Source organism: Adlercreutzia muris (genome assembly GCF_008831045.1).
GTDB classification, from domain to species: domain Bacteria; phylum Actinomycetota; class Coriobacteriia; order Coriobacteriales; family Eggerthellaceae; genus Adlercreutzia; species Adlercreutzia muris.
In genome coordinates, this window is record NZ_WAJS01000005.1 from 27494 (window position 1) to 46173 (window position 18680).

Here is an 18680-nt window from a genome sequence, read left to right on the forward strand (position 1 = left end):
TCTTTCTGGCGAGGGGAAGGCGAATCCGCGCAGACAAGATGCCTCGCCGGAAGAAGGTGATTCCCATGGCCGACAAGCCCACCAACCACCCTGCTGCTGCAAGCCCCGTGCGCCCCGCGAAGACTCCCACGGCCCAGCGTGCCCTGGCCAACACGAACCGCTGGTCCACCCGCGTGCTCGTGACCATCGCGCTGCTCTGCGCCATCTCGGTGCTGCTCACGTTCGTGGAGTTCCCGCTGCTGCCCGGTGTGGCGTGGCTGTCCTACGATGCCTCGTTCATGCCCGCCATGGTATGCGGCTTCGCCTACGGGCCCGCCGCCGGCCTTGCCTGTGGCGTCATTTCCGTAGTGGCCCATGGCATCCTGTTCGCCGACTTCACCGGCGCGCTCATGAACTTCCTCGTGGTCATCGGCTACGTGCTGCCGGCCGCCATCGTCTACCAGCGCATCCATAACTTCAAGGGCGCCGTCATCGGGCTTGTGCTTGGCATTGTGGTGGCCGTGGTCATGGCCGTGCTCGGCAACCTGGTGGTCACGCCCGCCTGGCTCGGGGTGCCGGTGGATGCGGTGGTGGCCATGATCGTGCCCATCCTCATTCCGTTCAACTTGGCGAAGGGCATCCTGAACTCCGTGCTCACGCTTATCGTGTACAAGGCCATCTCAAATCTCATCACACCGAAGAAAGACCAAGTGAAGGGCTTCTAAGTGACGCAATCTGTCCCCTCTCCCGACCGAATCGCCGCTGCGGGCGCAACCGCGCCCGACGGCCATGCCTCCCCGGCCGGCTCGCTGCAGGGCGGCGCTGGGGCGGGCGCCCGTACGGACGGCTCCGCCGAGGAGGTGTTCGTCGATTTCCGCGACGCGGGCTTCACCTACGACGGCGAGCGCTTTGTCTTCCGCCATCTGGACCTCACGGTGCCCCAGGGGCAGTTCCTCTGCCTGCTCGGCGGCAACGGCTCGGGCAAGTCCACGCTCGCCAAGCACGTAAACGCCTTGCTTCTGCCCGACGAGGGAGAGGTGCGCGTGTTCGGATGCGACACGCGCGACGACGAGCAGACCTACTTCATCCGCTCCAACGCCGGGCTCGTGTTCCAGAACCCGGACGACCAGATCGTGGCGAGCCTCATCGAGAACGACGTGGCCTTCGGGCCCGAGAACCTGGGCGTTCCCAATCCGGAGCTGCGCGAGCGGGTGACTCGGGCGCTCGCCGAGGTGGGCCTCATGGGCTTCGAGGAGCACGAGACTCACGCGCTGTCCGGCGGCCAGAAGCAGCGCGTGGCCATTGCCGGCGTGCTGGCCATGGACCCGGCCATCCTCATCTTGGACGAGGCCACGGCCATGCTCGACCCGCGCGGCCGCGCCGGGCTCATGCGGGTGGTGCGCGAGCTGCACGCCGCGGGCATGACCGTGGTGATGATCACCCACTACATGGAGGAGGCCGCCGCGGCCGAGCGGGTGGTGGTGCTCGACGGCGGCGCGGTGGTGCTCGACGGCGCGCCCGCCGAGGTGCTCACCCGGGCCGACGAGCTGCGGGCGCTGTCCTTGGAGGTGCCGTTTGCCTGCCGCCTGTCCCTTGATCTGCAGGCCCGCGGCGTGCCCGTGCGCACCTGCGTGTCCGACGACGAGCTGAAGGAGGAGCTATGCGCCTTGCGTTCGAAGATGTGAGCTACTCCTACGACGGCGGCCAGACGAAGCGTCGCCGCGGGAAGCGGGCCGCCGAGAAGCAGGAGCGCCGTGCCGACTGGGGCAACGCCCCCGATGCGCGCTGGGCTTTGCGCGAGGTGACGTTTGCCGTGGAGCCGGGGGAATTCTTCGGTGTGGCGGGGCATACCGGCAGCGGCAAGTCCACGCTCATCCAGCATATGAACGGGCTCGTGCATCCCACATGCGGCAGGGTCACCGCCGACGGCGAGGACTTGGCCGCCAAGGGCGTTGCCGCCACGGTGCGCAGTCGGGTGGGCCTTGTGTTCCAGTACCCCGAGAACCAGCTGTTCGCCACCACGGTCTACGATGACGTGGCCTTCGGGCCGCGCAACATGAAGCTGCCCGAGGACGAGGTGGCGCGCCGGGTGGAGCAGGCCCTCGCCCTCGTGGGCCTGTCGGTCGACGAGATCGGCGAGCGCAGCCCCTTCGACCTGTCCGGCGGCCAGCAGCGCCGCGTTGCCTTCGCCGGCGTGCTCGCCATGGAGCCCGAGGTTCTCGTGCTCGACGAGCCGGTGGCCGGGCTCGACCCGCTTTCCCGCGCCGATTTCCTGGCGCTCATCGCATCGTTTCACGCTTCGGGGATGACGGTTGTGATGGTGTCGCACTCTATGGAGGATCTGGCGGTGCTGGCCGACCGCATCCTCGTGCTGTCCGAGGGCCGCATGTTCTCCCTCGGCACGCCCGCCGAGGTCTTCGCCGACCCGGCGGCCTTGAAGGCGGTGGGGCTGGCCGCCCCGGCGTCCCAGGCCTTCGCGAACGCCCTGCGTGAGGCGGGGTTCGCGCTTAACCGCGCGCTCTACGACGAGGAGGCGCTTGCGGCCGATATTGCCGCGCAGCTGGATGGCATCGCGAACGGCACGGGCGAGGTGGCTGCCGATGCCGGCAATGCCGCTCCGGGGGCTGCCTGCGGCGACCTGTGCGCCGAGGGCGGTGTCGATCATGGCTGAGCGCGCCATCATCGGCCAGTACTGGCCCGAGGAATCAGCGGTGCACGCCATGGATCCGCGGGTGAAGTTCGTGCTGTCCCTCGTGCTCATGGCGGCGGTGTTCTGCGCTACCACCCCGCTTTCCCTGGCGGTGGCGGCGTTGTTCGTCGCCGGCTTCTACGCGGCGTCGCGCATCCCGCTTATCCAGGTGGTGCGCTCTTTGGCGCCCTTGCTCGTGCTCGTGGTGCTGACGGCGCTTCTGAACGTGTTGTTCGTCCAAGGCGGCCAGGTGTACTTCCAGTGGGGCGTTATCTGCATCAGCGAGAAGGGCCTGCAATCGGCCGTCTTCATCGGCTGTCGTCTGCTTTTGCTGCTTATGGGCATGAGCCTGCTCACGCTGACCACCACGACTCTGGATATCACTGCGGCCTTCGAGCGTCTTATGGCGCCGCTGGCCCGCATCGGCGTACCCGCTCACGAGCTCGGCATGATCCTCGGCATCGCCCTGCGTTTCCTGCCTCAGTTCATGACCGAGCTCGGCGTCATCTACCGGGCCCAGGTCAGCCGCGGGGCCCATTTCAACGTGAACCCCTTCAAGGGGGGCGTGCGCACGCTCACGGCCCTTATGGTGCCGCTGTTCGCGAGCGCCTTTCGGCACGCCGAGACGCTCTCGGGCGCCATGGAAGCGCGCTGCTACCACGGCGGCGTGGGCATAACGCGCCTGAACCCCCTTGCTCTCACCTGGCGCGACGGCGTGGGTACGGGTGCCATTCTGCTTATGCTGGCCGCCGTCATCGCCGTGAACTTCATTTAGAAAGGAATTTCCCATGTCCCAAGGAAAAGAGACCATCGTCAGCTACCTGACCAGCGTTCCCGCGTGGTACCTGTCCACCGTAGAGGAGACTCCGGAAGGGCCGCGGCCCCACGTGCGCCCCTTCAGCTTCGCCATGATGCAGGACGGCGATATCCAGTTCTGCACCGCCACCACGAAGGACTGCTACCGCGAGATGGCCGCGAACCCCTCCGTGGAGCTGACCGCCTGGAAGTCGGGTGCCGGATGGGTGATCCTGCGCGGGAAGGCGAACCTGACCGACACCGCCGACGCCCGTACCCGCGAAGAGGGCTTCAAGCACATGGTGGCCCTCGGGGAAGATTGGGCGAGCGCCGACGACGAGCGCCTGACCTTCTTCACCATCGAGGACGCCGAGGCCTGGATCTGCGATATCGACGGCTCCTGGAACCCGGTGCAGTTGTAGCCGCCATCGGCTGTAACGAAGTTGTTCCCTGTGCGGCCCATCTGCGGCCGCACTGCTCTTTTCCGAGGTGAGGATTGGGGGCGCGTGAGAGGTCGGCACAAGGGGAGCGGGGAAGCCGACGAGGGGCGGGAGGGGCCCGCGCGCAGATTCCGCAGTCTCGGAAATAATGGTGTAAAATTCATACACCATTGTTTCCGAAAGCGAGGACTTGTTTGAGCACGGGGTCCTCCCGCCCCTCGTCGGCGGACGAACTACGGGAGGCCTCTCTCACCTATGACTGACATCCTCACCACTATCGACTCCATCGTGTGGGGCCCCGCGATGATCGCGCTTCTTCTGGGCACCCACGTCTACCTCACCTTCCGCACCGGCTTCATCCAGCGCAAGCTGCCGGCGGCCATCCGCAGGTCGGTGCGCCGCGACCCCGACGGCAAAGGCGATATCTCTAGCTTCGGGGCGCTGGCCACGGCGCTGGCGGCCACCATCGGCACCGGCTCCATCGTGGGCGTGGCCACGGCGCTTCTTGCAGGCGGCCCGGGTGCCATCTTCTGGATGTGGATCGCCGGCCTGTTCGGCATTGCCACCAAGTACGTGGAGACCTACGCGGCGGTGAAGTACCGTGTGCGCGACCGGCGCGGCCAGATGATGGGCGGCGCCATGTTCGTGTGGAAGCGGGCCTTCGCCCGGCCCGATGGCACGGTGCCCTGGTGGGCGACGCTAGGGGCCGTGGCCTTTGCCGCCTTCGCTATCATCGCCACCATCGGCACCGGCTCGGCGGTGCAGGCGGCGGCCATCTCGGGCATCGTCACCTCGTCCATTCCCGCCATTCCGGCCGTGGCCGTGGGTCTGGTCATCGTGGTGGCCGTGGCGGCGGTCATCTTCGGCGGCGTGAACTCCATCGCCCGGGTGTGCGAATGGCTCGTGCCCGTCATGGCCGGCGCCTACGCCCTCGGCTGCCTCGTCATCATGGCCATGAACGCCCCGGTGCTGGGCCAGGCCGTGGGGCTCATCCTGGAATGCGCTTTCACGGCGAAGGCCGCCTTCGGCGGGGCCGTGGGCTCCGGCATGATCATGGCCTTGCAATTCGGCTGCGCCCGCGGGCTGTTCTCCAACGAGAGCGGTCTGGGCACCGCCCCCATCGTGGCGGCCGCCGCCAAGACCCGCAACCCGGCCGACCAGGCGCTCATCTCCATGACCGGCGCCTTCTGGTCCACCGGCGTCATCTGCCTGCTCACCGGTCTCGTGCTCGTGTCCACGATGATCGCCCATCCCGAGATCGGCCAGGAGATCCTCGCCGACCCCTCCATCGCCACCGGCGCGGCGCTGGCCAGCGCCGCCTTCGCCGAGATTCCCGTGTTTGGCACGCCCATCCTGGTGCTCGGTATGTGCTCGTTCGCCTACTCCACCATTTTGGGCTGGAGCTACTACGGCAACCGCTGCGTGGCCTACCTGTTCGGGCCCAAGGGCATCAAGCCCTATCAGATCGTGTACGTGGCCGTGGCCTTCTTCGGGGCCATCGGGGTGGGGGACGTGGTGTGGACCATCTCGGACATCGGCAACGCGCTCATGGCCATCCCCAACATCATCGTGGTGCTGTTGCTGTCGGGCATGATCGCGCGGGAGACCCGGCATTTCGTCTACGAGGGGCATCTGGACGAGGAGTACGCCGAACCCGTGCCCGTGGTGGACAAGGCCCAGCTGTAGCGCCGGGGCCGCCCAAGTGGGGTCGTTCCGCTTGAGCTTTTGATTCCGATCTGGCAGCCTAGCTGCAGCTGTTTCGAGAGCAGTTTCTGCTTTTGTGGTCAAAAACGCTTCGAGTGAGCTCGCTAAGGCCGTTTTGCGGGCCCAGGGTGCTTGCAAATGACCGTAATCCGGGCTTTTTAGTCGCCCTTGACGAGCCGGATGCCTGTTTTTGCGCTCTCAGTTGGCGGATGTCTGCTCACTCGAAGCATTTTTGTCCATAAAACAGGAATCTACTCGCCCCGCGCCCCGCACACCCCACGGCGCGCGGGGCGTGCGGCTGCCGTTCGCTGGTAATTCTCTCATTGTTAACATTGCCGCTCAGCTTCTCTGCCTATAATGCGGGTACTTTAGCGCGTTAAAGTGCCCGGGTCGCTCTGGCGGCGGCTCGGACCGCGATGGGGTTTGGGGGCCTTACGCTCGCGGGCCCTGTGCCGACGCGCCCGTAGGAGAGGAGTGCGATTCATGGATATGATCGTGAACGCCATCAACGCCATCGACGGCTTCGTATGGGGACCGCCGATGCTCGTGCTGCTGCTGGGCAGCCACATCTTTTTGACCTTCCGCACCGGGTTCATCCAGCGGAAGCTGCCGACGGCCATCAAGCTATCGGTAACCAAGGACCCCGACGCCCCCGGAGACATCAGCCAGTTCGGCGCCTTGTGCACGGCCCTGTCGGCCACCATCGGCACCGGCAACATCGTCGGCGTGGGCACGGCCATCATCGCCGGCGGCCCGGGCGCGGTGTTCTGGATGTGGATTACCGGCGTCTTCGGTATCGCCACCAAGTACTCCGAGACCTTCGCCGCGGTGAAGTACCGCGTGAAGGACCACAACGGCAACATGCTCGGCGGCGCCATGTACGCCTGGAAGCGCGGCTTTATCGACAAGGCTGGCAACACTCCCTGGTGGGCCATGCTCGGCGCCGGCACCTTCGCCCTGTTCGCGGCCATCGCGTCGTTCGGCATTGGCTCGGCCGTGCAGTCCTCGGCCATGACCGAGGTTATCTCCACGAACCTGCCCGGCGTACCGGCTTGGGGTATCGGCCTGGCCATCGTCATCATGGTGTCCGTGGTCATTTTCGGCGGCGTGAAGGTCATCTCCAACGTCTGCGAGAAGCTCGTGCCCTTCATGGCGCTCGCCTACATCTGGGGTTGCGTGGTCATCCTCGGCATGAACTGGGAGCTTGTCTGGCCGGCGCTCTGTCTCATCGTGGAGAGCGCCTTCACGGCCAAGGCGGCCTTCGGCGGTGCGCTCGGTTCCGGCCTTATGCTGGCGCTGCAGTTCGGCTGCGCCCGCGGCCTGTTCTCCAATGAGTCGGGCCTCGGCTCGGCGCCCATCGTGGCCTCGGCGGCCGCTACGCGCAACCCGGCGCGCCAGGCGCTCGTCTCCATGACCGGCACCTTCTGGGACACCGTGGTCATCTGCCTGCTCACCGGCCTCGTGCTCGTGTCCACTATGCTCGGCAACGCCGACCTGCAGGCTGAGATCATGGCCGGCAATATCACCGCCGGTGCGGCCCTGTCCTCGGCGGCCTTCGCCGAGATCCCCTACATCGGCACGCCCATCCTCATCTTCGGCATGATCCTGTTCGCCTACTCCACCATTCTCGGCTGGTCCTACTATGGCAACCGCTGCGTCACCTACCTGTTCGGCAAGCGCGCCATCCGCCCCTACCAGATGCTCTACGTGCTGGTGGCCTTCCTCGGCGCCATCGGCGTGGGCGATGTGGTCTGGACGGTCTCCGATATCACCAATGCGCTCATGGCCATCCCCAACATCATCATGGTGCTGCTGCTCTCGGGCCTCATCGCCCGTGAGACGCGCCACTACGTGTACGAGGGCAACCTCGAGGAGCGCGACGAGGCCCCCATCCCGCAGCTGGACAGCAAGTAGGGCCGCCGAGGGAGCGGTTTCCCCGATCCGCGGACGCCTCGCTGCCTAGCGCGAAGCTGTGGGTTTGATTCAGAACGAAGGCGATCCTCTGCGGAGGGTCGCCTTTCTTTTATACTGGGCCCATGAAGACGATTGCAATCATAGGCGCCGGGGCGGCGGGACTTGCGGCGGCAGTGGCCGCGGCCGAGGCGGCTCGCGGCGCTGGTGCGCTCGCCGAGGTGCGCGTGACCGTGTACGAGGCGTCCGATCGCGTGGGGCGCTCGATTTTGGCCACGGGCAACGGCCGCTGCAACTTTTCCAACGCAGTGATCGACGCGGGGCGGTACCGCAACGCCTCGTTTGTGGAAGAGGCGCTGGGCGCCTGCGAGGCGACGTTCGAAGGCGGTGCGTCGCCTGGCGACGACTCGCTGCTTCCAGTGGACGTGCGGGCCAATGCGGTGCTGCGCTTCTTCGCCGAGCGCGGGCTCGTATGGCGCGAAGAGGGGGAGGGGCGGCTGTATCCTTTGGCCAACAAGGCCACGAGCGTGCTCGACTGCCTGCGCGCAGCGTGCACGGCGGCTGGGGTACGGGAGCTTGTGGAAAGCGAAGTGGCTGCCGTGGAGGCGCCGCGCGGCGAGGGCGACCGCTTCACGCTGCGCCTGGTCGACCGCCGGCTGGAGCGGGCCGATGCAGTGATCGTGGCCGTCGGAGGCGCGGTGGGGGAACGCTTGCTGCCTGCGGGCGTGCCCTTCTGCGCGACTGCGCCGACGCTCGGCCCCATCGCCACCGACCCGCGCTGGCCGCGCCAGCTGGACAACATTCGCGTGCGCGGGGCGCTGGAGCTCTGGCGCGGGGGGCGTCTGGTCGCTCGCGAGGTGGGCGAGGTGATGTTTAGAAAGTACGGCGTGTCGGGCATCGCCGCGTTCAATCTCAGCCGGCTCATGGAGCCGGGCGACCAGCTGGCCGTCGATTTCGTGGCTGCCGTGCCCGAGGAGGACGCGGAAGCGTTCTTGCGCGCCCGGCAGACGCGGCTGCAAGGCGCTCTCAGGCGGTCGATTACCTGGGAAGATCTGATGCGTGGCATGGTGCTTGCGCCGGTGGCCGATGTGCTGCTGAAGGCGTGCGGACTGAGGGGAGATGCTGCGGTGGACGAGGCTGGGCTTGCGCGCCTGTCCCCGGTGCTCAAGGGGCTGCGCCTGCCGGTAACGGGGACAGGCGATGTGCGCCAGTGCCAGGTTCATCGCGGCGGCGTTAAGGTGACTGCCGTTGACGCGCGTACCTGCGAGGTGCGCGGCGTGCCAGGCCTCTACGTGGTCGGTGAGGCCTTGGACGTGGACGCCCCCTGCGGCGGCTACAACCTGCACTGGGCCTGGGCCTCGGGGCTGCTCGCGGGGAAGAGCGCGACGGCTCGGTTGCGGGAAGGAAGATAGGCGATGATCCAGGCATCGAACATTCCCGTCTCCCTTGACGCGCTGCTTCCTGGAAATAAGGGGCTCTTCCGCAAGGAGGTGGCCCGGGCCCTCGGGATGAAGGCGACGGCCCTCGGCGAGGTGCGGCTGCTGAAGCGCTCCATCGACGCTCGCAAGAAGGCGAACGTGCACGGGGTGGTGACCGTGGCCGCGGCCCTGGTCGACGGGGCAGTGCCCTCGCCAGCGAAGGGCGTGACCGTGCGCCCCTTTGAGCCGACGCCGCCCTTGGCGGTGCCCGCCGTTGTCGGCGGCGAGATGCGCCCCATCGTCGTGGGCGCGGGGCCGGCGGGGCTGTTCTGCGCTCTGTACCTGGCTCGCGCCGGCCTGGCACCGCTGGTGGTGGAGCGCGGGGCCGCCGTGGACGAGCGCGTGGCCATCGTGGAGGCCTTCAATACGGGCGCGCCCCTCGACGAGCGCACGAACATCCAGTTCGGCGAAGGGGGCGCCGGCACGTTTTCCGACGGCAAGCTGAACACGGGCATCAAGAGCCCGCACATCCGCCATGTGCTGGAGGCCTTCGTTCAGGCCGGGGCGCCTGGGGACATCCTCGTGGACGCGAAGCCCCATATCGGCACCGATCTTCTGGTGGACGTGGTGCGCAATCTGCGCCGGGCCATCGAGAAGGCCGGCGGCGAGGTGCGCTTCCTCACGCGCCTGGCCGATGTGGCAGTGGAAGACGGCCGTGTGACCGGCGCCGTCCTCGTCGACGAGCGCACGGGATCTGTCGAGGCGGTTCCAGCCGACCGCATCGTGGTGGCTTGCGGCCATTCGGCCCGGGATACCTTCGATCTGCTCGGCCGCCTCGGCGCGAGCCTCGCCCGCAAGCCCTTCGCCGTGGGCGTGCGCATCGAGCATCCCCAGGCTTTGGTGAACGAGGCCCAGTACGGCACGGCCGCGGCTCATCCGGCCCTCGGGGCGGCCGACTACAAGCTGGCCGTGAAGACCGGCGACGGGCGCGGCGTGTACAGCTTCTGCATGTGCCCGGGCGGGGAGGTGGTGGCTGCCGCCAGCGAGGAGGGCGGCCTGTGCGTGAACGGCATGAGCCGCCATGCCCGCGCCGGCGCCAACGCCAATGCCGCCCTGCTCGTGGAGGTGCGCTCCGACGACCTGCCCGGCGACGACCCCCTGGCGGGCGTCGCCTTCCAGCGCGCGTTGGAGCGGGCCGCCTATGATCTGGGGTGCGCGGGCGGCAACGCGCCCTACACCGCGCCGGCCCAGACTGTCGGCGGCTTTCTGGGCAGCATGGCCCCGACAGCGCCGTCTGCCGCGGTGCGCCCCACCTACCCGCGGGGCGCGGCCTGGCGCGACCTGCGCGACTGCCTTCCGTCCTTTGTGGCCGACGCCCTGGTCGAGGCCCTGCCGGCCCTCGATCGCAAGCTCCATGGCTTCGCAAGTCCCGAGGCGGTCATGACCGCCGTGGAGGCCCGCAGCTCGAGCCCGGTGCGCGTCGAGCGCGACGGGGGCTTCCAATCGAACATCGCCGGGCTCTATCCCTGCGGGGAGGGGGCCGGCTATGCTGGCGGCATCATGAGCGCTGCTGTGGACGGCCTGCGCGTGGCCGAGGCCATCGTCTCAGAATGCGAGGTGATTCCATCGTGAAGTTCTTGACCGTGGATGAGGCTGCGGACGCCCTTGCCGCCGGCGAGGCGGTGGTCATGCCCACCGACACCGTGTACGGGGTGGGGGTGGCCGTGGATGCCGTGGACGACCCCGGCGTGCTCTTTCGGCTGAAGGGGCGCCCCGCCGGCAAGGCCGTGGCGTGGCTCGTGGAAGGCCCGGCGGCCCTCGACCGCTACGGTGCCGAAGTCCTCCCCTGGGTGCATCGGTTGGCCCGGCGCTTCTGGCCCGGCGGCCTCACCCTGGTGGTGCGGGCCTCCGAGGCGGTGCCCCCTGCGTTCCGCTCGCCGGAAGGCACCATCGGCCTGCGCATGCCGGCCTCTCCTGAGGCGCTCGCCCTCATCCGCGCCGTGGGCTGCCCCTTGGCCGTCACCTCGGCGAACCTGTCGGGTGCTCCCGCGGCCGCCGTGCCCGAGCTGCTCGACGGCGATCTGGTTTCCCGCACAGCCGGCGTCCTCGAGGGCCCGTGCGGCGCCAGTGGCGGTGGATTGGCCTCGACGGTGATCGATTGCACGACCGTCAAGCCGAGCGTGCTGCGATGCGGCCCCGTCAGTTCCCGCGATATAGAGGAGTGCTCCCATGACTGATTCCCCAACCGACCTCTCACCGATCAGCGAGGCCGGCGAGCCGGCAGCTGTCGTAACCGGGCCCGCTGCCGTTGCGGCCGGCGCTCCGGCTGATAGCGCCGCGATCTCTCTCGACCCCATCGACTTCACGTTCGACTCCGCCGATGGGGAGAGCGCGGTGCACGCTGTGCTGTGGCTGCCCGCCTCCTTGCGGGAGGATCGCGCCCAGGGAGCGGGGAAGAGCCTCGGCACCTTCCGTCCCCGGGGCGTAGTGCAGCTCATCCACGGCATGGCCGAGCATATCGGCCGCTACGACGACTTCGCCCGCTGCCTCGCCCGCGCCGGCTACCTGGTGTGCGGCCACGACCACGTGGGCCATGGCGACACGGCTCCCACTGCGGCCCATCGCGGACGCATGCACCCGGTGCGCGGCGGTGACGCGCTCGTGGCCGACGTGCAGTCGCTGCGCCTGCTCGTGAGCCAGCAGGTGGCGGCCGAGGTGCCCTATTTCATGTTCGGCCACTCCATGGGCTCCCTCGTGCTGCGCAACTACCTGCCGCGCTTCGGGAAGGGGCTTGCCGGTGCCGTCCTCTGCGGCACGGCCAACCAGCCCGAGGTCGTGGCCGCGGCGGGCAATGTGCTTGCCCGCGCCATCGTCAAGGTGCGCGGGGCCGACTACAAAAGCAAGCTTCTGCACAGCCTGGCCGACGGCGCCTACAGCCATCAGGTGAAGGACGCGCGCACGCCCTTCGACTGGCTCTCCCGTGACCCGGCGGTCGTGGACGCCTTCATCGCCGACGAGCGCGCGGGCTTCATGTTCTCGGCCGGCGCCTACGCCACCTTGACCGAGCTGGCCGCTCGCGCCAACAGCCCCGCGGCCTACCGGGCCACGCCTCACGAGGTGCCCCTGCTCTTCGTGGCCGGCGATGCCGACCCGGTAGGGAACTGCGGCTGCGGCGTGGCCCGGGCCGCCGGGGCCATGGAAGCCGCCGGCGCCGAGGACGTGACGCTGAAGCTCTTCCCCGCCATGCGCCACGAGATTTTGAATGAGATCGGTAGGGAAGAAGTCTACGACTTCGTCTTGGAGTGGATCGAGGAACGCTCATGAAGAAGTACGTCATCGCGCTCGATCAGGGCACTACGTCGTCTCGGGCCATGCTCATCGATCGCGGCGGCCGGGCTGTGGGCAGCGTGCAGCGGCCCTTTCCGCAGCTGTACCCTCAGCCGGGTTGGGTGGAGCACGATCCCCACGACATCCTGTCGTCCCAGCTGGGCGCCTTGACCGAGCTCTTGCTCACCTACAGCGTGAGCCCGGCCGAGATCGATTCGATCGGCATTACCAACCAGCGCGAGACCACCGTGGTGTGGGACCGCGCCACCGGCGAGCCCATCGCGAACGCCATCGTGTGGCAGTGCCGCCGCACGGCTCCCATGGTGGAGGCCCTGACGGGCGACCCGGCGGTCGCGGCCGAGATCACGGCCCGCACGGGCCTGGTTCCCGACGCCTACTTCTCGGCGAGCAAGATCGCCTGGATTTTGGGGGAGGTGCCCGGTGCCCGGGCCCGCGCCGAGGCCGGCGAGCTCGCCTTCGGCACCGTCGACAGCTGGCTCATCTGGAAGCTCACCTACGGGGCCGTGCACGCCACCGACGTGACCAACGCGAGTCGCACCATGCTCTACAACATCCACGAAGGCTGCTGGGACCCCTATCTGCTGGAGCTCTTCGGCATTCCCGCCTCCCTCATGCCCGAGGTGCGCCCCTCGGCCGGCGACTTCGGCGTGACGGCGAACCCGGGGCTTGTGCAGGGCGTTCCCATCCGCGGCGTGGCCGGCGACCAGCAGGCGGCCCTGTTCGGCCAGTGCTGCTTTTCCGCCGGTCAGGCGAAGAACACCTACGGCACCGGCTGCTTTCTGCTCATGCACACGGGTCATGAGGCCTGCGCGAGCCGAAGCGGCCTCCTCACCACCGTGGCAGCCTCGGCCCCGGGCACGAAGGGCACCGAGTACGCCTTAGAGGGCAGCGTGTTCATGGCCGGGGCCCTCATCCAGTGGCTGCGCGATGAGCTCGGCATCATCGACAGCGTGGCCGACGCCGATGCCATTGCCCGCAGCGTGCCGAGCACCGAGGGCGTGGTCGTGGTGCCGGCCTTCACGGGCCTGGGGGCGCCCTGGTGGGACGCCGATGCCCGGGGCGCCATCCTGGGGCTCACCCGCGGGGCCGGTCGCGCTCACATTGTGCGGGCGGCCTTGGAGGCCCTCGCCTACCAGGTGTGCGACCTGGCGCAGGCCATGATCGAGGACGCTGGCGTGCCGCTGTCGGTGCTGAACGTTGACGGGGGCGCGGCGGCCAACGATTTCCTCATGCAGTTCCAGGCCGCCATGCTGGGAGTGCCCCTGCGCCGCCCGGCCAACGCCGAGACTACGGCCCTGGGAGCGGCGTTTTTGGCCGGCCTGGCCACGGGCTTTTGGCCCGACACGGCGGCGCTCGCAGCTTTGCGGGAAGGGGAGGAGCGCTTCCTGCCCACCTTCGACGAGGCTGCCCGCGCCAGCCGCCTTGCCCGCTGGCGCGATGCCGTGGCCCGGGTGCGCAGCTAGGGCGGGTGCGCAGCGAGGGCGGCGGGCGTTGATGTGCGCAGCCGTGCCCTACACCCCCAGGCCCACGGTCAGGTGGGCCAAGTAGAAGCAGAACCGCATGACGAAGATGGCCGCCAGGCTGAGAGCCGCCGCCGCGCAGAGGCGCCCCACGAGGCGGAAGCGGCCCGCGTCCGCGGGCGGGGTGCCGTCGGTCGGAAGGTTCCGCGTCGTCCGCCAGGCAACGACGATGCCGGCGGCGCCCAGTAGGGCGAAGGCCGCGACGGCTGCCCCGTAGGCGGGCACGAGGTCGGTCGCGGAGGCCACGGCGTTGCCCATGTTCCCAAGATCGACCCCCTGGAGCCCGTAGACCGCGACGTTCGCGGTCAGGGCTATGGCTGCGAGCGCGATGAGGTGCCGCGCCCGGCGGTTCGTGAGGGAGGCGCAGCGGCCCGCGGCGTAGCCGGCGAGGGCCACCAGCGGGCCGCCCATCAGGGCATTGGCCGCAATGGCCGCAGGCACTTCCCACAGGTTCCAGGAGATGATGGTGCGGGCGGAGTAGGCCAATCCCACGGAGGCGATGAACGCCAGGGCCGCCAGGTCGATGGCGCCGATCCACAGGCGCAGCAAGCGCGGGCTGGGGGCGCGGTGAAACGAGTAGAGCCAGTAGAGGCCGCCGAGCATGAGAAAGACGACGGCGCAGAGCACCTCGTTGGACAGCGGGGAGGAGCCCACGGCCGCGAAGACGTAGAGGGCGTTGGCGGGGCTGCCCAGATGGGTGGCCGAGGCCACGAGCCCCACCATGGCCACGATGAGCGGCAGGCACAGGTAGGTGCTGATGCGCCGCACCTCGGCCCAGGAAGCCCGGCCGCTCAGAATGGGCAGCCCCATGAGCAGCAGGGCCATGGCCCCGGCTGGCGCGAGGGTGGTGAACAGGACGAGGGTTATCTCGCCGAGGGCGGTGTCGAGTCCGATCACGGGGCGTCCTAACGGGTTTCGGCAACGTTGCCGATGGCCACGCCGCCACCGGCTGCCCGGCTGTCGCGGCTGGGCTTGATATAGAGGTTCGGGCAGGTCTCCTCGGCCGGGGGCAGGGGAGGGGCGCTGGCCCGCTCGCCCCGAGCGGCCATGGCCTCGGCGGTGCCGAAGCCGAGGGCCCGGGCGGGACAGGCCAGCACACAGAGGGGCGCCTCGCCGGCGGCGAGGCGGTCGGGGCAGCCCTCGCACTTCACCGAGTGGCCCCGGCTCTTATCTACCTGAGGGGCGTTGTAAGGGCAGGCGAGGTGGCAGTAGCCGCAGCCGATGCACTTCCTGGTGTTCACGGCCACGAGTCCCGTGGCCTCGTCCTTGGCCATGGCCTGGGTGGGGCACACCTCGATGCAGACGGGCCGGGAGCAGTGGTTGCAGCCGAGGGAGAGGTAGAAAACGCGGCAGGTGGTGGAGCAGATGCCCGCGCCGTCCTTCTCGGTGCAGCCCTCCACGCACTCGTAGACGCGGCGAAACGCCACGCCGACTCCCAGATCGAAGCCGTCCTTGCAGGCGACGACGCAGGTCTTGCAGCCAGTGCAGCGGGAGCCGTCGAAGAAGAACCCGAGTTGGGCCATGGCGCGCACCTCCTCTCGCGAAGCCGCGCGCCTTGGTGTCGCGCGGCGAAAAAACAGGGCAGGGGTGCCCATGGTAGCGCACCCCCGCCCGAAAAGCGCCCGAAGGACGCCGCTGCGGCGCCCGGCCGTTCGTTTCCCTCGGCCGGGCGCCGCGAGCCCTTAGGCCACTTCGAGGGGATTGCCGATGAAGCCCTCGCTGGAGCCTGCGGCGCGGGCATCGGCCGTCGGGGTCATGAAGTAGTTCGGCTCGGTCTCGGCCGGATCGGGCAGCGGGGCCGTGGCTCCGCGCTCGCCGAGGGCCGCCATGGCCTCGGCGTCGCCGAACTTCAGGGCTCGGGCCGGACAGGCCATGACGCAGGCGGGCAGCTCTCCGGCGGCCACCAGGTCGGCGCAGCCGTCGCAGCGCACGGCCTTCACCGTCTCGGGATCCACCTTCGGGGCGGCGTAGGGGCACGCGTTCGCGCAGGTGCCGCAGCCGATGCAGGAATCGGCGTCCACGGCCATGAGCCCGGTCTCGTCGTCCTTGCTGATGGCGCCCTGGGGACAGTTGGCCATGCAGATGGGCTTGTCGCAGTGGTTGCAGCTGACCGAGGTGTAATAGCTGAAGCAGGAGGTGGTGCAGGTGCCGTCGGCGCCCTTCTCGGTGGTGCCGCCGGTGTACTCCCAGACGCGGCGGTAGGCCATGCCAACATCCAGGTTGTTCTTATCCTTGCAGGCGAACACGCAGGTCTTGCAGCCGGTGCAGCGCGTGCCGTCGAAGTAGAAAGCAAGTTGTGCCATGATGTCTCATCCTTTCCGTGCGCGCGGCCCTAGGCCTTGGTGACCTGGCAGATATTGGTGTGCTGGGGGTTGCCCTTGGCGAAGGGCGAGGGACGATGGGTGGTCAGGGTGTTGATGCAGCCGCCCTTGTCCACGCGGTCGCCGTTCATGTCGGCGTCGTGCCAGGCGCCCTGGGCGCAGGCCACGGTGCCGGGGATGACGCGCGGCGTCACCTTGGCCAGCAGCTCCATGGCGCCGAACTGGTTCTCCACGCGGACGGTATCGCCCTGCTCGATGCCGCGCTCGGCGGCGTCGGACGGGTTGATCCAGGCCTCCTGGGGGTTCAGCTCCTTCAGGATCTCCACGCCGCCCCAGGACGAGTGCAGACGGCCCCGGTAGTGGAAGCCGGACAGCTGGAGGGGGAACTCGTCGGTGACGGTCTCGGCGCCGTACCACTCGGGGGCGTAGACCGGGATGGGGGCCACGAAGTCGTCGTCGGCGAACTCGTGGGCCGCGATGTAGTCGGCCAGGGCCTCGGAGTAGATCTCGATCTTGCCCGAGGGGGTGTCAAGCGGGTTGGCCACGGGGTCGGCGCGGAACTCGGCCATGGCGATGACGGCGCCGGCCGGGTTCTTGCGGGTGTAGACGCCCATTTCCATGGCCTCTTCGTAGGTGGGCAGCTCGGGATCCTTCTCGCGGGAGGTCTCGTAGCACTCGCGGAGCCAGTCCTCCTGGGTCTTGCCCTCGGTGAAGGCCTCCTCCTTTCCGAGCGCCGCGGCGATGAGGGCTGCGGCGTCATAGGCGCTCTTGCGCTCGAACTTCGGCGCGTAGGGCTCGGAGCCGGCGAGCATGTAGCCACCGTCGCCGCCGGTGCCGATCATGGAGGGCTGCTCCAAGCGGAACAGGTCGGGGAGGATGACGTCGGAGTACTTGAGCGAGTCGGTCATGAGGATGTCGGAGCCGAGCACGAACTGGCACTTGCTCTCATCGGACATCACGTCGTGGACCCAGTTGATGTCGGAGTTCTGGTTCGTGATGCAGTTGCCGGCGTAGTTGATGACGAACTTGATGTCGCAGGGCAGCTGCTCCACGCCGGTTACGCCGTCGGCCTTCTCGGTCATCTCGTGGCCGCGGTCGATGGCGTCCACCATGGAGAACACCGAGATCTTCGCCTTCACGGGGTTCTCGCCGTCGGGCATGCTGGTGAGGTTGACGCTGTAGGAGCCCTCGCGCAGGCCGTTGCTCGTGCCCGGCAGGCCGATGTTGCCCGTGAGGATGGGCAGCATGCAGATGGACCAACCGGTCATCTCGCCGTTGCTGCGGCGCTGCGGACCCCATCCCTGGTCGACGAACAGGGCCTTGGCCGCGGCGATCTCGCCGGCCATGGCGCGGATCTTGTCGGCGGCGATACCGGTGATGGGGGCGGCCCATTCCGGCGTCTTCTCCACCTTGTCGTAGCCGGTGCCCATGATGTAGTCCTGGTAGGACTTGTTCTGGCCCTGGGCCGAGGCGGGCAGGGTGGCCTCGTCGAAGCCGACGCAGTAGGTGTCCAGGAACTCCTTGTCCACCTGGTTGTTCGCAATGAGCTCATGGGCGATGGCCGCCACGAGCGCCGCGTCGGTGCCGGGGTTGATGGGCAGCCACTCGTCGGAGCGGCCGGCCAGAGAGTCGTTGAAGCGGGGGTCGATCACGTAGATCTTTCCCTTGGTCATCTCGCGCATGGCCACGTAGTCGTGGTGGGACACCGCGCCGCCCTGGCGCGTCTCCACGGGGCTCGTGCCGAACATGAGCACCAGGTCGGAATCGCGGGCGGCTGACAGGGACGAGCCCGCGCCCACGCTGGCGCCGAAGATGTAGGGGGTGATCCACATGAGCTGGGCTAAGGAGTAGTTGCCGTAGAAGGCCAGATAGCCGTTGCCGAGGGAGTTCAGCAGGCGGAACCACGGGCGCGCGGTCACGCCGTAGTTGCCGGTGCAGTAGTTCATGTACACGGCCTCGGGCCCGTAGTTGTCGATGACCTCCTGGTAGTTGCGGGCGATGATCTCGATGGCCTCGTCCCAGGTGATCTGCTCGTACTTGCCCTCGCCGCGCTTAGAGCCCTCGGCCCGCTTCATGGGGTAGTTGATGCGGTCGGGGTGGTTCACCCAGGCGCGATAGGCCCGGCCGCGCAGGCAGGCACGGGGCTGGATGTCGTCCATGTCGTCGCTGTCGGCGGCATAGGTCTCCACGCGCACGATCTCGTCGTCGACGACGTGGAGCTTGAGCGCGCAGCGGCCCGGGCAGTTGATGGCGCAGTGGTTCCAGACGATCTTCTCCTCTACCGGCGCCGGCTCGGCCTTCCCATCGGCTCCCGTCTCGGCGAGCTCGGACGAGCAGCCGAACAGAGCGCTGCCGCCAAGGGCGGCGGCACCGAGACCGGCCAGGGCGGAACCCTGGACGAAGGTGCGGCGACTCAGTTCCTTAGACATTGCGTCCCTCCTCTTTCTCTTCCTCGTGGGTACGGCGGCCGCGCTCTCCCGCGGCCGTGAGAACCTTCCCGCCCGCACGCCCGCTCGGGGCGGCCGCGCGGTGCCGGGAATGGCGAAATCCTAGTC

General features: G+C 68.5%; 16 protein-coding genes. 12 read left to right on the forward strand and 4 right to left on the reverse strand.

Annotated features, from left to right (window positions below):
* The first annotated feature begins 65 nt into the window (after positions 1–65).
* The 12 genes from F8D48_RS02340 (at position 66) to glpK (ending at position 13747) form a co-directional block, all read left to right on the forward strand.
* On the forward strand, positions 66–704 hold the full coding sequence (locus F8D48_RS02340) for an ECF transporter S component (protein ID WP_016308463.1): 639 nt from the start codon (positions 66–68) through the stop codon (positions 702–704).
* The gene (locus F8D48_RS02345) at positions 705–1664 is read left to right on the forward strand and encodes an energy-coupling factor transporter ATPase (protein WP_240806184.1); all 960 of its coding nucleotides are present in this window, start codon (positions 705–707) and stop codon (positions 1662–1664) included.
* Complete coding sequence (locus F8D48_RS02350; RefSeq protein ID WP_151429809.1) at positions 1640–2650, forward strand: energy-coupling factor transporter ATPase; 1011 nt, start codon at positions 1640–1642, stop codon at positions 2648–2650. The genes F8D48_RS02345 and F8D48_RS02350 overlap by 25 nt, the downstream gene beginning before the upstream one ends.
* A complete protein-coding gene (locus F8D48_RS02355; protein WP_151429810.1) occupies positions 2643–3443 on the forward strand; it encodes an energy-coupling factor transporter transmembrane component T family protein in 801 nt (266 codons plus the stop codon). The genes F8D48_RS02350 and F8D48_RS02355 overlap by 8 nt, the downstream gene beginning before the upstream one ends.
* A gap of 13 nt (positions 3444–3456) precedes the next feature.
* The gene (locus tag F8D48_RS02360) at positions 3457–3885 is read left to right on the forward strand and encodes a pyridoxamine 5'-phosphate oxidase family protein (protein WP_135970173.1); all 429 of its coding nucleotides are present in this window, start codon (positions 3457–3459) and stop codon (positions 3883–3885) included.
* Between the two features lie 273 nt (positions 3886–4158).
* Positions 4159–5589 (forward strand): alanine/glycine:cation symporter family protein, encoded by a 1431-nt coding sequence (locus F8D48_RS02365; protein ID WP_151429811.1) that lies wholly within the window; start codon positions 4159–4161, stop codon positions 5587–5589.
* Between the two features lie 501 nt (positions 5590–6090).
* Positions 6091–7521, forward strand: coding sequence for an alanine/glycine:cation symporter family protein (locus F8D48_RS02370; RefSeq protein ID WP_151429812.1), 1431 nt, complete (start codon positions 6091–6093; stop codon positions 7519–7521).
* Positions 7522–7643: 122 nt separating this feature from the next.
* A complete protein-coding gene (locus F8D48_RS02375; protein WP_151429813.1) occupies positions 7644–8930 on the forward strand; it encodes an NAD(P)/FAD-dependent oxidoreductase in 1287 nt (428 codons plus the stop codon).
* A gap of 3 nt (positions 8931–8933) precedes the next feature.
* Positions 8934–10568 (forward strand): NAD(P)/FAD-dependent oxidoreductase, encoded by a 1635-nt coding sequence (locus tag F8D48_RS02380; RefSeq protein ID WP_151429814.1) that lies wholly within the window; start codon positions 8934–8936, stop codon positions 10566–10568.
* The gene (locus tag F8D48_RS02385) at positions 10565–11173 is read left to right on the forward strand and encodes an L-threonylcarbamoyladenylate synthase (RefSeq protein ID WP_240806185.1); all 609 of its coding nucleotides are present in this window, start codon (positions 10565–10567) and stop codon (positions 11171–11173) included. Before F8D48_RS02380 ends, F8D48_RS02385 begins: the two co-directional genes overlap by 4 nt.
* Positions 11166–12260, forward strand: a complete 1095-nt coding sequence (locus F8D48_RS02390; RefSeq protein ID WP_151429816.1) for an alpha/beta fold hydrolase — start codon at positions 11166–11168, stop codon at positions 12258–12260. Before F8D48_RS02385 ends, F8D48_RS02390 begins: the two co-directional genes overlap by 8 nt.
* Positions 12257–13747 (forward strand): glycerol kinase GlpK, encoded by a 1491-nt coding sequence (glpK, locus tag F8D48_RS02395; protein WP_151429817.1) that lies wholly within the window; start codon positions 12257–12259, stop codon positions 13745–13747. The genes F8D48_RS02390 and glpK overlap by 4 nt, the downstream gene beginning before the upstream one ends.
* Before the next feature lie 48 nt (positions 13748–13795).
* Here the strand turns inward: glpK and F8D48_RS02400 are convergent, their stop codons facing one another.
* The 4 genes from F8D48_RS02400 to F8D48_RS02415 all read right to left on the reverse strand — a co-directional run bounded on the left by F8D48_RS02400 (position 13796) and on the right by F8D48_RS02415 (position 18554).
* Positions 13796–14701 carry a dimethyl sulfoxide reductase anchor subunit family protein gene (locus F8D48_RS02400; protein ID WP_151429818.1) on the reverse strand — a complete coding sequence of 302 codons (906 nt, stop codon included), beginning with the start codon at positions 14699–14701 and terminating at the stop codon, positions 13796–13798.
* Positions 14702–14709: 8 nt separating this feature from the next.
* Positions 14710–15327, reverse strand: coding sequence for a 4Fe-4S dicluster domain-containing protein (locus F8D48_RS02405; protein ID WP_151429819.1), 618 nt, complete (start codon positions 15325–15327; stop codon positions 14710–14712).
* A gap of 159 nt (positions 15328–15486) precedes the next feature.
* Complete coding sequence (locus F8D48_RS02410) at positions 15487–16107, reverse strand: 4Fe-4S dicluster domain-containing protein (protein WP_151429820.1); 621 nt, start codon at positions 16105–16107, stop codon at positions 15487–15489.
* 29 nt (positions 16108–16136) lie between these two features.
* Positions 16137–18554 (reverse strand): DMSO/selenate family reductase complex A subunit, encoded by a 2418-nt coding sequence (locus tag F8D48_RS02415; protein WP_135971566.1) that lies wholly within the window; start codon positions 18552–18554, stop codon positions 16137–16139.
* Between the last annotated feature and the right edge of the window lie 126 nt (positions 18555–18680).